Here is a 14556-nt window from a genome sequence, read left to right as displayed (position 1 = left end):
TCATGTCCGGCGGAAGATGCGGGCCGGCCCGTCGAAGGTCTCGAAGGCGGACGCGAGCTCGGTGAACTGCACCGTCTCGCGCGAGCCGAGGCCGAGAAAGCCGCGATGCACGAGCGAATCGCGGAACAGTCCGAGCGCGCGGTTCTGCAGTTCGCGGTTGAAGTAGATGAGCACGTTGCGGCACGAGATGTAGTGCAGCTCCGAGAACACGCTGTCGGTGGCGAGCGAGTGGTCGGCGAAGGTGACGTTGCGGCGCAGCGCCGGGTCGAAGCGCGCCGAGTCGTAGGCGGCGGTGTAGTAGCCGGAGAAGTCCTCGCGCCCGCCGGCCGCGCGGTAGTTGGCGGTGAAGTGCTTGATGCTCTCGGCCGGGTAGATGCCGGCCTCGGCGCGCTTGAGGCTCTCGGGATTGATGTCGGTGGCGTAGAGGATGGCGCGGTCGAGCAGCCCCTCCTCGCGCAGCACGATCGCGAACGAGTACACCTCCTCGCCGGTGCTGCATCCGGCCACCCACAGCTTGATCGAGGGCCAGGTGCGCAGCAGCGGCACCACGTCGCGCCGGAAGGCGAGGAAGTAGTCGGGGTCGCGGAACATCTCGCTCACCGGCACCGTCAGGTATTGCAGCACGCGCGGGAAGCAGTCCTGATCGTGCAGCACCTTCTCCTGGAGCGCCGACACCGTGCGGCAGCCGAGCGCGAGCATGGCCTGACGCACGCGCCGGCGCAGCGAGGCCTCGGAGTAGTTGCGGAAGTCGTGGTTGAACTTGCGGTAGATGGCCTCGACCAGCAGGGTCAGCTCGATGTCGAAGTCGTCTTCCGGATAGACGAAGTCGTCGGCATTGGGCACGGGCGGGCGAAGGTTCATGGCCGATCCGCCTTCGGCATCCACACGCGCATGAGCGACAGCAGCTTGTCGAGATCGACCGGCTTGCTGAGGTAGTCGTTGGCGCCGGCCTCGATGCACTTTTCCTGGTCGTCGCGCATCGCCTTGGCGGTCACGCCGATGATGGGCAGGCGGGCGAAGCGCGGCTGCTTGCGGATCTGGCGCATGGCTTCGTAGCCGTCCATCTCCGGCATCATGATGTCCATGAGCACGAGGTCGAACTCGGGCTGCTCGTCGAGCTTGGCGAGCGCCTCGCGGCCGTTGCGCGCGATGACGACGCCCGCGCCCTTGTGCTCCAGCGCGCTGGTGAGCGCGAAGATGTTGCGCACGTCGTCATCCACCAGCAGCACACGCCGGCCCTCGAACACATGCTCGCGGTTGCGCACGGCGCGCAGCATCTGCTGGCGCGCGGGCGCGGGCGTGCGCTCGACGCGGTGCAGGAACAGCGTCACCTCGTCGAGCAGCCGCTCGGGCGAGCGCGCGCCCTTGATGATGATCGAGCGCGAATAGCGCCGCAGTTCGGCCTCCTCCTCGCGCGACAGCACGCGGCCGGTGTAGACGATCACGGGCGGGAAGGAGCAGATGTCGCCCTCGGCCATGCGCGCGAGCAGTTCGCGCCCGGCCATGTCGGGCAGGGTGAGATCGACGATCATGCAGTCGAACACGGTGTCGCGCAGCGCGCCGAGCGCGTCCTCGGCGAGGCCGACGGCGGTCACCTCCACCTCGGCGTCGGCGATGAGCCGGGCCATCGCGTCGCGCTGGTTGGCGTCGTCTTCCACCACGAGCACGCGGCGCACCTTCTGCGCGAAGCGGCCTTCCACGCGCGCGAACACGGCCTTGAGCGCGTCGAGGTCGCCCGGCCCGAGCACCGGACCGATCGCGTCGATCGGCAGGCCGGGCTGGCCGCCGTCGGTGGCCGACACCATGTGGACCGGGATGTGGCGCGTGCCGCTGTCGCGCTTGAGGCGTTCGAGCACGGTCAGGGCGGCGTGGTCGGGCAGCTTCATGTCGAGCAGGACGGCGTCGGGCAGGTAGCGCAGCGCGTCGGCGATGGCGTCGTCGGCATCGTCGGCCATGAGGCAGTTGAAGCCCAATTCGTGCGCGACGCGGCACAGCTCGACGGCGAAGTCGTGGTCGTCCTCGACGATGAGCACGGTGCGCTTGCCGTGGACGAGGCGGGCGCGGTCGTCGCCGGGATGGTGGCGGCGCGCGGGCCGGACGGCGCCATTCGGGGCCTGGGGCGCGGCGCCTGGCCGATCCGGCACCTCGGCCGAGTCAGGCCCGATGCCGATGCCGACGCCAATGCCGACGGCCGCCAGCCGGTCGCGCGTGCCGGCCTCGCCGTCGGCCGCGATGGCGCCAGCCTCGCTGCCCGGCTGCACGTCGTCGTCGAGCATCTCGCGCAGCGCGTCCATCTGGGCGGTGCGCAGCATCGGATCGGCCGGTGGGGCCTCGGCGAGGTCGCGCGGCAGCGTGACCGTGAAGCGGCTGCCCTGCCCCGGCGCGCTGCGCAGCTCGATGCGCGCCCCCAGCAGCATGGCCAGCTCGCGCGAGATCGACAGCCCGAGCCCGGTGCCGCCGAAGCGCCGGTTGACCGTGCCGTCGGCCTGGCGGAAGGCCTCGAACACCTGCTTCTGCTGCTCGGGCGCGATGCCGATGCCGGTATCGCTCACGCTGATGGCGACATGCCCGTCGGCGGCCGGCGCGGCATCGAGCCGCACCGTGCCCGCGTCGGTGAACTTGAAGGCGTTGGACAGCAGGTTCTTGAGGATCTGCTGGAGGCGCAGCGGATCGGTCACGATCGTCTCGGGCAGGCCCTCGGCCAGCGTCAGCTCGAAGCCCAGCTGCTTGTCGCGCGCGACCGGACGGAACTGACGCTCCAGGTCGGCCAGCAGCGCGTCCAGCACCACCGTCTCGGGCTGGATGTCGAGCTTGCCGGCCTCGACCTTCGACAGATCGAGGATGTCGCTGATGAGCCGCATGAGGTCGTCGCCGGCCGAGGCGATCGACTCGGCGAAGCGCACCTGCTCCTCGTCGAGATTGCCCTTGGGGTTGTCGGCCAGCAGCCGCGCAAGGATGAGCGTGCTGTTGAGCGGCGTGCGCAACTCGTGACTCATGTTGGCGAGGAACTCGCTCTTGTACTGGCTCGCGCGCTGCAATTCCTCGGCGCGCGCGAGCAGCTGCGACTGGGCCTCGCGCAGGTCGGCGTTGCGCTGGTCGAGCTGGTCCTTCTGCGCGTTGAGCAGGCGGTTGCGCTGGTCGAGCTGCTCGTTGGTCTGCTCCAGCTCGGCCTGCTGGTTCTCGAGCCGCGCCTGCGATTCGCGCAGCACCCGCGACTGCTCCTCCAGCTCCTCGTTGGCGACCTTGAGTTCCTCCTGCTGGGCCTGCAGCTCCTCGTTGAGCTGCTGGGTTTCGGTCAGCACGTCGTGCAGGCGTTCGCGATAGACGGCCGTGTCGATGGTGCGGCCGATGCGCTGCTCGACCGTGGCGATGAACTCGGCCAGCGCCTCGTGCGGCGGCGCGAGAAAGCCCAGTTCCACCACCAGGTTGGCGCCGCGATCGCCATGCGCCGCGAACAGCACGAGATGGCGCACCTCGCCCGTGCCGAGCGCCGAGCCCACGCGCAGATAGCCCTCGGGCGGCACGTCGATGAAGCGCGCAAGGCCGTCGGCGGCGGTCTGGCCCAGCAGTCCCTCGCGCAGCAGCAGGCGCGGCGGATGCGAGGCATCGGGCGTGAAGGCATGCACGGCGGCGCGCTCGAACTGCGCATGGTCGCGGCTCAGATAGGCCACGCCCACCGTCGCCTCGAAGCGCCGCACGAAAAAGCCCAGCACGCCCTCGGCGATCGCCTCGGGCGTCCTTTCGCCCGACTTGGCGGCGGACAGCTCGGTCTCGCCGCTGCTCATCCAGGCGTCGCGCTCCAGCGCCTTCGCATGGCTGGCGGCGGCATCGAGGCTGTCGCCGTAGGCATCGGCCAGCGCGCGCACCTGGCGCCGGCCGTTGACGGCCATGCCGCCACCGGCGAGCAAGCCGATCAGCAAGGTGGCCGCGACCGCGTAGCTCACGGTGTCGGACGACTGGGCGCTGCGCCGGTCGCGCATCGCCTCCTCGGCGCCGATGAAGCCGGTGAACTCGGTACGCATGCCGTCCATCATCGACTTGCCGCGCTCAGACGCGACGAAGCCCGAGATGCTGTCGAAGCTGCGTCCCTCGCGGCGCCGACCGATGGCCTCGTCGGCATAGCTGATCCAGCGCGCGTGCTGGGCCGCGATGCGGTCGATGCGCGCGATCTGCTCGGGCTCGCCGAGGCTGAACTCGCGCATCGCGGTGAGCTGGGCGTCGAAGTCGCGCAGCGACATCGCATACGGCTCGAGAAAGGCATTGCTGCCCGTAAGCAGGAAACCGCGCATGCCGGTCTCGGCGTCGATGAGCAGCTTCTGCGCGGCGTTGGCGCGCGCGACCGTGCGGTCGGCGTTCTCGACCCAGCGCGCCATCGACACCATGTAGAAGACGATGGCGATGTACGCCGCCGACATGAGCAGGCTCACGAGCAGCGGCAGCCCGACATTGCGGGCCAGCACGCGTGCGAAGGCCGCCTCGTGCAAGGCGGGGAGTGAAGAAGTGTTGGACGTCATGGACCTGTTGATGACGGCTGCGGCGCCCCGACGGCGCCCGCGCCACGCCACCCCTGTGACGCGCGCCCGAGCCATGCCTGCTTGCCGGGTCGGCGGCGGCAGCGGCGACGACCGCCCTCGCGCCCTCACCCGGTACGGTGAATTTCCGCCGCGCGGAGCCTGCGTCATCGAGTGTTGCAATTCGATCCCGGGACACGACACCGTGCGTCATGCGGCAGCCACCGGTCATCCTGCCGGCGGGCGGCGCGGCACGCAGCCGCAGCCGTGCGAGGCCGCAGAAGATGGAGACGATTGCAACCTTTTCCGCCGCGATCGAGGCGATGGGATAAACGCCCGGACTGCGCATCGGCGGTGCGCGGCATTGATCCACCAGCATCCGGGCGCGACTCACCATGGCTTCGATCTCCGCGGCAACCCAGCTTGGCAGTACCGATCACGCGACGACGCGCGCGCCGGGCGAACTTCGGTTGGTGGTGCTCACGCGGCTCGCGCCGATGCTTCGGCACGACCTCAGCAATGTCATGACGGTGCTCAAGCTCGAACTGAGCGGCGCCCGCGCGCGGGCCCGGCGCGACGGACTGGATGCCGCCCGCATCGGCGCGCTGGTCGAATCGCTCGGTGAAGGCCTGGCGCGGCTGGCCGAGGCCCAGCACCGGCTCGTCGCCTGGCTCGACGACAGCCCCGCCACCGCGCCCGTCGGCCCGACGCTGGCCGAGATAGCCGGCCTGCTGCACGGCCCCTGCGCGCTGCGCGGACGCAGCCTTGCCGTGGCCGCGCACGCACTCGAACGCAATGCCGCCGCCGACCGGCGCGCGCTGCGCATGCTCGTAGCCGCCGCGCTGCTCGCCATCGTCGACGGCGGCTGGCCCGGCGGCGCGATCGAACTCGATGCCGACAGCGATGCCGACCGGCTTGCCATCGTGATCCGCCGCAGCGGCACGCCCGGCGAGCGTCCCCTGTCCGTGCCCGCCACGCCGTCCGACCTGCGCCTCACGCTCGACGATGTCGGCGCGCTCGCGCGCGACCTCGGCTGGTCGCTCACCGCTGGCGGCGACGAGCTGCGGCTGGTCGGCCCGCGCGGCTGAGAACGGCCGCACTCACCCTCACCGCCCGGACCTGCGCCTGTTGCCTGTTTCTTGCCCGCACCGGGGGGCAGGCGCACTCGCGCCCGCGCAAGCTGCCGTGCCAGCTCCGGCTTCAGGAAAACGCTGATGGCAGCCGCCCCGCGTGGCCGCCACTCTCGCCATTCGCACGATGCGCGGTACCGAAAGGTTTTCACCGCCATCCGCTTCGTGTCCGGCGTGCGCCCGGACCGACGGCAGCCGGCATGGCCGACGCCGGGAGCGGCGTGCGCTTCCCCAGTCCCTGCGTTCGACCCCGCCCGCCCGTCCGGCAAGACGGCCGGTGGCCGCGGGCATTTCCTGATCGGGAGAAAGCCATGATTCGAGACGTCCAAGACATCCTCGACCTCTACGCGCACCACGGCTCAGCCCCCTATGGAGCGGAGACGGTCAGTCATCTCCAGCACGCGCTCCAGACCGCCACGCTCGCCGAGCGCTCGGGCGAGGCTCCGGAGATCATCGCCGCCTGTTTCATGCACGACATTGCCTCGCTGCTGCGCCTGCTGCCCGACGGCCCGCGCTCGTCCGAGGCCGCGCTGGCCGCGCTGGCCGACCTGTTCGAGCCGGCCGTGCTCGAACCGATCCGACTGCACGTGGCGGCCAAGCGCTATCTCTGCGCGGTCGAGCCCGATTACGAGGAGAGCCTGTCGCCGCCGTCGCAGATGAGCCTGGTCGAGCAGGGCGGCCCGATGGACGAGGCCGAGGTCGAGCGCTTCATGCACAACGAGTTCGCCTACGACGCGGTGCGCCTGCGCCGCTATGACGACATGGCGCGCAAGCCCGAGATGGAAACGCAGTCGCTGCATCACTTTGGCCGCGTGCTCGAATCGCTGGCGACGGTGGCGACGCGCTGAACAGGACGGCGCCCGGCGCCGCTTCCACGGCCCGGCGGCCTCGCGGCTGCCGGGCCGTTTTCATGTCGGCGGGCTTCAGGTAAGTCCGCGTTGTGCGCCGCCGCAGTACGTCGCAGCATGGCCACCCGGTGGTCGGACCATCCGACCACGCAACGACAAGGCCGTGCCATGACGCGGCCCGGAGACCGCCATGCCCGACGCGACGGCCCGCGCGACCGCTTCCGCCAGCGCCCATCAATTCACCACGCCGCGCTTCCTGCCTGGCGCCTTCATCCTGCTGTGGAGCACCGGCTATGTAGCCGGCAAGCTGAGCCTCAACCACGCCGGGCCGTTCACCGTGTGCTGCCTGCGCTTTGCCTGCGTGGCGCTCCTGCTGGGCGGCGCCGCCGTCGTGAGCGGCGCGCGCTGGCCGCGCGGGCGCGAGGCGATGCATCTGGCCATCACCGGGTTGCTGGCGCAGGCGGTGCAGTTCAACGCGCTGTACTTCGGGCTGAGGCAGGGCGTGTCGGCCGGGGTGTCGGCGCTGATCATCGGACTGATGCCGATCGCCACCGCCGCGCTCGCGGCGCCGCTGCTGGGCGAGCGCACGACGGCGCGCCAGTGGATCGGCCTGGGCGCCGGGCTGGCGGGCGTGGGGCTGGTGGTGGCCAACAAGCTCGGCAACGGCAGTGCGGCGCCGGCAGCCTACGGGCTGATCGTGCTGGCGCTGGCGGGGCTGACGCTCGGCACGCTGTACCAGAAGCGCTTCTGCGCCCGCATGGACCTGCGCAGCGGCGCCTGCATCCAGTACGTGGCGGCGACGCTCGCGAGCCTGCCGTTCGCGGCCGGGCTGGAAGGCTTCGCGGCGGACTGGTCGGCCGGCATGGCGGGCACCATGGGCTGGCTCATCTTCGTCAACTCGGCGCTCGGCGCAACGATGCTGTCGATGCTGATCCGCGCCGGCAGCGCGGCCAAAGTGGCGAGCCTGTTCTATCTGGTGCCGGGCGTGGCGGCGGTCATGGGCTTCGCGGCTTTCGGCGAGCGGCTGTCGGCGACGGCGCTCGCGGGCTTCGCGCTGACGATGGGCGCGGTGTGGGTGTGCACGCGCGCGCCCCGGTCTTGAGATGGTGTGCGGGCCGCGCCGCTCCGGCATTGAGGAGGCGACGACCGGCATCCGGGGGGCGGGCGCGGTCCGGATGCGGCCGTGCCGGGCTGAGACGTGAGAGGCAGCAATGCCCCTACGTAATCTACGGACATTGATTGCGCTCAACGGTTGTGCGGCGCGGCAAGGCGATCCTTCGGCGCCCTTCAACCCGTCCGTCTTCAGGTACTGCCGTGAGCTATTTCTTCGAGCTGAACGATCACCAAAAATGGGATTTCGTCGCGATGCGCGTGCGTTGCGCCCTGCATCCCGAGCAACCGGAAATGGTCGATCAGTTCGTCCAGGTGGGCGGCCTGATGGTGCGCTACGGCAAGCTCGACCCGTGGGAGACGGCCGAAACCACCGCGCGCGTGCTCGTCAGCACCGCCACCGACAGCGAACTGCCCGAGCACTGGCGCGAGCGCTGCCGCGCCAACCTGCCCGACCAGCTCGCACGGCTGGAAGAAGTGGCGCTGTCGCCGCGCCAGATCCTGCTGGCGCGCGAGCTGCGCCGTCGCGCCGAGTTGCTCGCGCACTAAAACAGGCCTGCCGAGCCGGCTGCGTCGGTGCCTCGGCGCCGGTTGGCCTCGCGGCGGACCTGCGCCGTCGCGCCAGCTGGCTCAGGCCGCCGCCTCGGCGCGCAGCGGCAACCCGGCGATCCAGCCCTCGAGCGGATCGATCCGCACCGGCAGTCCCCAGCCCGGCCTCAGCCGCGCCGCCGCAGCCTGAAGCGCGCAGAGCAGCGCGTCGAGCCGGTCGCCGCTGCCGTCCTCGATGAGCGCTGCCGCCTCGGCCTCGCCCAGCCTCAGTCTCACCTCCAGCCCCAGTTCGCCGGCGCAGGCCGCCGCCAGCAGCCGCGCCCGCACGGCGGCGCGCTCGCGCGTGTGGCGACGCCGGTCATCGCTCTTGTAGCTGTCGCGCGTGACGAAACGCGCCAGCACGCCTGGATAGGCCTCCAGCGCGACACGCGCCGGATCGCCCGCGAGCAGACCCGGAATGCTCACGCCCGCCGCGATCAGCCGGGGCACGCCCGCGTGCAGCATCCACGCGACCGGCGGATTCACCCATTTCATCGACGGGCTGGAGCCGGCCAGGCGGTCGGTCGCCCGGTGCGCGAACTTGCCGCCCGCCGGCCGCGCCGCGCAGAAGGCGCGAAAACGCTCGCGCAGCGCCGGCCGGTCGAGCGCGCAGCTGTGCGCCATGAGGTGGCGCCAGTCGTCATCGGCGGCGCCGGGCCAGGCCTCGTGCAGCGCCAGTTCGCGCGGCCAGCCGAAGGGGAAGTCGAAGCCGCCGATCCACGGCCCCGGCTCGGCCAGCAGCGCCTCGAAGCCGGCAAGCGTCGGCAGCTCGTCGATGCGGTCGAGCATCAGCAGCCCGCCCTCGGCCCGCCCGCGCGCAACGGTGATGGGCTTGCGGCGGCTCGGGGCCGAGCTGAAGTCGATGCCGAGAATGGCGGGCGGCGTGGCGGACATGGCGATGGGAGCGGGCGAAGTCGGGGGGAAACGGGCGTCGGACGTCGGACGTCGGACGTCGGCGGGCGCCTGATGCGGCCGGCCTCGCTTGGGTGCGCCGGGGCGCGGAAGTTCCCGGCTCCGGCGACGATCGCCCGCGCGGCATCAGCCGGCACGGAATGTGTATGAGCAATATCTGATTCTTCATACAGCGCGATGCTCCCGCCTCATGCCGACCTGCCCCGCCCGCCTCGCGCCCCTCGCGCTCACCCTCGCCGCCGTCGTGCCGACCGGCGCGGGCGCCGAATCCGCCACCACCGCGCCCGGCGGCCCCGGCGCCAGCACCACGCTCGAGCGGCGCGAATTCCGCATCCACTATGACAACGGCGTTGGCACGTCCAATGCCGCGAGCGAAGGCGCCGTGACCGGCGCGCTGATCGAATCGCGCCCGCTGCTGCGCACCGGCGAACTGCTCGAATTCGTGCCCGGCGTCGTCGTGACCCAGCACAGCGGCGACGGCAAGGCCAACCAGTATTTCCTGCGCGGCTTCAACCTCGACCACGGCACCGACTTCGCCACCTGGGTTGACGGCATGCCGGTCAATTCGCCCACGCATGCGCACGGTCAGGGCTATACCGACCTCGGCTTCGTCATCCCCGAGCTCGTGCGCCGCATCGACTACCGTAAGGGCCCCTACGCGGCCGACGACGGCGACTTCGCCTCGGCCGGCAGCGCCCGGCTCGCGCTGCGCGACACCCTGCCCGCCCGGCTCGCGCAGATCACCGCCGGCAGTTACGGCTACCGGCGCGCGCTGCTGGCCGGCTCGACCGACCTCGACGCCGAGGGCGCCGCCGGCAGCCTGCTCGCCGCCCTCGACCACAGCCGTGCCGACGGCCCCTGGCGCGTGCCCGAGAACCTCGCCCGCACCAGCGCCCTGCTGCGCTGGAGTCGCCACCTCGGCGGCGCCGACACCAGCCTCACCGCCATGCACAGCCAGGCCGGCTGGACCGCGACCGACCAGATCCCCGCGCGCGCCGTGGCCGCCGGCCTCGACCGCTACGCCAGCCTCGACCCGAGCGACGGTGGCCGCAGCGCACGCGCGAGCCTGTCGTTCAACCACCGCCAGGCGCTCGACGACGGCGACTGGAGCGCAAGCCTGTATGCCGTGCGCTCGAAGCTGAACCTGTATTCCAACTTCACCTACTGGCTCGACAGCCCCGCCGACGGCGACCAGTTCGAGCAGGCCGAGCGTCGCACCACCGTCGGCGGCAGTCTCGCGCGCAGCGTCGACGGCACGCTGCTGGGCCTGCCCGCGACGCACCGCCTCGGCGTGCAGGCGCGCTTCGACCGACTCGCACCCGTCGGCCTGTACACGACGGTGGCGCGCACGCGCACCGGCACCACGCAGGAAAGCGAGGTGAAGCAGTCTCTCGTCGGCATCTTCGGCGAGACGACGCTCAGGCTCGCGCCCTGGCTGCGCGCGATCGGCGGGCTGCGCGTCGATCGCGCCGACGCCGACGTGACATCGAGCCTCGCCGCCAACAGCGGCGGCAGCGCCGCGACGCTGGCCTCGCCCAAGCTGTCCTTCGTGGCCGGGCCGTGGGCGGCGACCGAGGTCTTCCTCAACGCGGGCACGGGCTTCCACGGCAACGACGCGCGCGGCACGGTGGCGCGCGTGTCGCCGCGCGAAGGCACGGCGGCGGGCGCGGTGCCGGCGCTGGTGCGCAGCAAGGGCGCCGAGCTGGGCCTGCGCACCGAGGCCATCGACGAGCTGCGGCTGTCGGCGGCGCTGTGGCGGCTCGATCTCGCGTCGGAGCTGGTGTTCGTGGGCGACGCGGGCGACACCGAGCCGACGCATGCGAGCACGCGCCACGGCGTCGAGCTGAGCGCCAACTGGCGGCCGCTGCCCGGCCTGATCGTCGATGCCGATCTCGCGCTGTCGCGCGCGCGTTACGTGGGCGAGGGCGTGGCGGCGGGCGCCGACCGCATTCCGGGCGCGATCGGCAAGGCCGGCTCGCTCGGCATCGGCGGCGAGAACGGGCCGTTCTCGGGCCAGCTGCAATGGCGCTGGTTCGGCCCGCGTCCGCTGGTGGAAGACGGAAGCCAGCGCTCGGCCAGCACGGTGCTGGCGCAGGCGCGGCTCGGCTGGCGCGCGCGGCCCGATCTGCGGCTGACGCTCGACGTGTTCAACCTGTTCGACCGGCGCGCGAGCGACATCGACTACTTCTACGAATCGCGTCTACCGGGCGAAACGGCGGCGGTGGCCGACCGGCATTTCCATCCGGTCGAGCCGAGGTCGGCGCGGCTGACGCTGGCGTGGATGTTCTGAGCGCGGTTCGGCGCAATCGGTCACGCGCGCCGCGCGCGGGGGCTGGCGTGACGACGCGGCTTCGCGCATCTGGTGCGGACCGTTTCCTCCGCCTTGCCCGGCCGCCCGGCGCACGCCGACGACCCTGCCACCCATGCCTCGTTTTCCCTTCCGATCGCGCGCGGCGCTGATCGCGCTGCTCGCACCCGCGCTACTACCGGCGACGCTCCTGCCCGCCTGGCCGGCCAGCGCGACGCCGGTCACCACGACGCCGGCCGCCGCCGCGCCGCTTTCCGCGTCCGCCGCGCCACCGGCCGGCACCGCGCCCTCGCCCACTTCGCCCACTTCGCCCGCCTCGCCTGCCTCGCCCGCCGTCCGCCCGCTCGCGCCCTGCCCCACGCGCTGCCTCGACGGCACGGTCGCCGCCGGTGGCCCGGTGAGCGGCACCGTGCTGCTGCGCGACGCCGCCGGCCAACGACGCGAAGCCCGACTCGACGACGCCGGCCGCTTCCGCCTCGCCGTCGCCGACCTGCGCCCGCCCTTCGTGCTGCGCGCCAGCGTCGTCGCCGACGAGCGCGGCCTCGACCTCCACGCCGCCGCGCTGCGCGAGGACATCGGCCGCCACATCGCCATCACGCCGCTGTCCGACCTCGTGCTCGGCAACGTCGCCGGCCTCGCGCCGGCGCGCTTCTTCGACGCGCCCGACGCCGCGCGCCTGAGCCGCAGCGAACTCGACGCCGCGCGCGACACGCTCGACTTCCGGCTGCGCCCGCTGCTCGCCGCCTTCGGCGTGGCGCGCGACTTCGACTGGCTGCGCGCGCGCTTCGCCACCGACGGACGTGGCTTCGACGGCGCGCTCGCCGTGCTGCGCGTGAGCATCGACGACGCCACCCGCCGCGCCCGCATCCGTGACCTCGTGACCGGCATCGTGCTCGACGACGACCTCGCCCGCCGCGACGACCGCGACGCCCTGCCGGCCCCCACCGCCGCCCAGCTCGCGGGCGCGGGCGTCGACCTCGCCGCCGCCCGCGCCAGCTTCGCGCGGCTCAACGCGCTGTTCGGCCACGGGCTGCCCCCGGCCGGCGATCCGGCCCTGCTCGCGCTGTTCGACCCCGGCTTCCTGCATGACGGCCGCGATCTCGTGCAAACGCTTTCACCGCAGGGCTGGCTGGCGCCGGAGAACGCCGGCTTCCATCTCGGCATGCCGCGCATCCTCGGCCGCGGCCGCGACGGCCGCTTGCTGCGCGTGGGCTACGACTGGCGCAACGGCGCCGGCGAATCGGGCCGCGACAGCACCGAGCTGCGCCAGACCGCCGACGGCCGCTGGCGTCTCGCGGGCAACCGCCGCGTGGCCGAGGTGAGGCTCGTGAGCCAGCTCCAGCAGCCGGTCGAGTTCCGCCCCGGCATCCAGCGCTACGAACGCAAGCTCGACATCGAGATCGACAGCCCGCCGCGCGCGCTCCAGTACGTGATCGTCGCCGGCCCCGGTCTGCCCGGCCCGACCGACTGGGCCACGGTCGGCCGCCACGCCGGCCTGCTGCTGGTGCGCGGCGCCGGCCCGCGCGGCGGCTTCGCGCCCGTCGACGCCGGCCTCGCGCCGCTCGAATGGGGCTGGGTGCCCGATTGCGCCGACCTGCCGCCGGAAGGGGCCGGGCTCGGCACGGACGCGACCGGCGCCCCTGGCAACGCCGGCAGTGGCGCTGCCGCCGTCGCCACGACCGCGCCCGCGCGGCGCCCGCCCTGCGTCGATTTCACCCGGCTCGGCGCCGAGGCCGACCTGACTGTCACCTTCCTCGACGCCGCGCGCGCGCCGCTCAACGATCCGGCTCCGGTCGAGTACGCCGCCGACTGGTCGGCCCACATGCAGCCGAAGCGGCGCGACAGCAGCCTGCGCCCGTCACCGCGCCCGGCGTCCGCCGTCGCCCGGCCCGGGGCGTCAGCGCGCGCATTGGCGACCACGCCGCCCGGCACGACCGCGCGCGCCGGCGGCACGCAACCGGGCCAGTCCATGGGCGCGGTGCCGGGCGGCGGTCCGCTGCCCGACGCCGCAAGCGCGCCCGCCGCCCCGGCGCCACCGGGGCAAGCCGGCGCCGGCCCGGCAAACGCCAGGCGGCCCGGCAATGCCGCCGGCCCTGCCCAGCTCGCGCCACCCGCCCAGCCCGCCGCGACGCCCGCGCGCTCCGGCCTCGCCGGCACGCTCGCCGACCTGCGCGACTGGGCGCGCGCCCTGCGCCGCCTCGCCAGCCCGCCCTGAATCCCCGGCGGCCGGCCCTTGCCTTCCGTCAGCCGAATGCCGGTGACAGCGTGCTACCTTCCGCGCCCATGTCTGCCGCCCCCACCAGCGCCGCGAGGCGCGTCGCGCTCTGGCTCGCCCTGCTGGCGATGCTGATGGGCGCGCTCGCGCCCACCGTGTCGCGCTGGCTCGCGGCCACGGGCGATGCGTCGGTGCTGGTCGAGGTCTGCCGCGCCGACGGCAGCCGCCGCGCCGAGCCGGTCTGGCTCAAGGCCGGGGCCATCGGCAACGCCGATCACGACCACGACGGCCATCACGCCCCCGGGCTCGACCATTGCGGCTACTGCGCCCATCCGGTCGCCGGCAACGGTCTCGAACCCGCCAGCGGCGGCTTCGCCTTCCTCGACGCGGGCCGGCATGCGCTGCCCGCGCTCTTCCTCGTCGCCAGCCGGCCGCTGTCGATCTGGCGCACGGCCAACCCGCGCGCCCCGCCCGCCCACCTCGCCTGACCGTCATCGCCGGTCCCGTCGCGCCCGCCTGCCGGGCCGGGACCGATCGCATCCGTCTCAGTCGAGGTTCTCCATGTCCGCTCCCACCGGCCTCAAGGTCGCGCTCGCGCTCAACGCGGGCGCCCTGCTCGCCGTCGCCGCGATCGCCGTCCACCTGGGCGGCGGCTTCGCGCCCGTCAGCTTTCCGCCCGACGAGGCGCTGCCCCGCGCGGCCGCCCCAGCCCTCGCGCCCACCGGCGCCGGCGCCGTCGATGACGCCGACCGCGCCGCCACCGACACGGCATCCGACGCCCTCCGTGACGCGCGGGCAGCGACCGCCGCCCACGCCGACGCACCGCGCGTCGACGCCGCGCCGCCCTACCCGTCCTTCGCCACGCCCGACCTCTCGGCCCGCCCCTGGCTGACCCGCGCCGACGGCTCGGTCCGCCTGCGCGACTGAGCCGGCG

Annotated in this window: 11 protein-coding genes; 8 read left to right on the top strand and 3 right to left on the bottom strand. The window is 73.0% G+C overall.

Going from position 1 to position 14556, the window contains the following annotated elements:
• Positions 1 to 861, bottom strand: coding sequence for a CheR family methyltransferase (locus H566_RS0115705; RefSeq protein ID WP_051378851.1), 861 nt, complete (start codon positions 859 to 861; stop codon positions 1 to 3).
• Entirely contained in the window at positions 858 to 4514 is a 3657-nt protein-coding gene (locus H566_RS0115700) for a response regulator (RefSeq protein ID WP_028312178.1), read from the bottom strand. The genes H566_RS0115705 and H566_RS0115700 overlap by 4 nt, the downstream gene beginning before the upstream one ends.
• Positions 4515 to 4906: 392 nt before the next feature.
• Here H566_RS0115700 and H566_RS0115690 point away from each other — a divergent pair, with 392 nt between their 5' ends.
• The 4 genes from H566_RS0115690 to H566_RS0115675 all read left to right on the top strand — a co-directional run bounded on the left by H566_RS0115690 (position 4907) and on the right by H566_RS0115675 (position 8148).
• The gene (locus H566_RS0115690) at positions 4907 to 5599 is read left to right on the top strand and encodes a hypothetical protein (protein ID WP_028312177.1); all 693 of its coding nucleotides are present in this window, start codon (positions 4907 to 4909) and stop codon (positions 5597 to 5599) included.
• A 353-nt stretch (positions 5600 to 5952) separates the two neighbouring features.
• On the top strand, positions 5953 to 6489 hold the full coding sequence (locus tag H566_RS0115685) for an HD domain-containing protein (RefSeq protein ID WP_028312176.1): 537 nt from the start codon (positions 5953 to 5955) through the stop codon (positions 6487 to 6489).
• 190 nt (positions 6490 to 6679) lie between these two features.
• Positions 6680 to 7591 (top strand): DMT family transporter, encoded by a 912-nt coding sequence (locus H566_RS0115680; RefSeq protein ID WP_028312175.1) that lies wholly within the window; start codon positions 6680 to 6682, stop codon positions 7589 to 7591.
• 212 nt (positions 7592 to 7803) lie between these two features.
• Positions 7804 to 8148 (top strand): hypothetical protein, encoded by a 345-nt coding sequence (locus H566_RS0115675; protein WP_028312174.1) that lies wholly within the window; start codon positions 7804 to 7806, stop codon positions 8146 to 8148.
• An 81-nt stretch (positions 8149 to 8229) separates the two neighbouring features.
• Here the strand turns inward: H566_RS0115675 and H566_RS25650 are convergent, their stop codons facing one another.
• Entirely contained in the window at positions 8230 to 9081 is an 852-nt protein-coding gene (locus tag H566_RS25650; RefSeq protein WP_034411995.1) for a DUF429 domain-containing protein, read from the bottom strand.
• 208 nt (positions 9082 to 9289) lie between these two features.
• Between H566_RS25650 and H566_RS0115665 the strand changes: the two genes are divergently transcribed.
• From H566_RS0115665 to H566_RS0115650, 4 genes are all read left to right on the top strand, one after another.
• Entirely contained in the window at positions 9290 to 11389 is a 2100-nt protein-coding gene (locus H566_RS0115665) for a TonB-dependent receptor (RefSeq protein ID WP_028312173.1), read from the top strand.
• A gap of 133 nt (positions 11390 to 11522) precedes the next feature.
• Positions 11523 to 13622 (top strand): hypothetical protein, encoded by a 2100-nt coding sequence (locus H566_RS29135; protein WP_028312172.1) that lies wholly within the window; start codon positions 11523 to 11525, stop codon positions 13620 to 13622.
• 68 nt (positions 13623 to 13690) lie between these two features.
• On the top strand, positions 13691 to 14110 hold the full coding sequence (locus H566_RS29130; protein ID WP_028312171.1) for a DUF2946 family protein: 420 nt from the start codon (positions 13691 to 13693) through the stop codon (positions 14108 to 14110).
• 73 nt (positions 14111 to 14183) lie between these two features.
• The gene (locus H566_RS0115650; RefSeq protein ID WP_028312170.1) at positions 14184 to 14549 is read left to right on the top strand and encodes a hypothetical protein; all 366 of its coding nucleotides are present in this window, start codon (positions 14184 to 14186) and stop codon (positions 14547 to 14549) included.
• Positions 14550 to 14556 lie beyond the last annotated feature (7 nt).

The organism is Derxia gummosa DSM 723 (genome assembly GCF_000482785.1).
In the GTDB taxonomy this organism is placed as follows: Bacteria; Pseudomonadota; Gammaproteobacteria; order Burkholderiales; family Burkholderiaceae_E; genus Derxia; species Derxia gummosa.
Note: the sequence above shows the minus strand (reverse complement) of the source record. Positions and strands in the feature narration are given on the sequence as shown.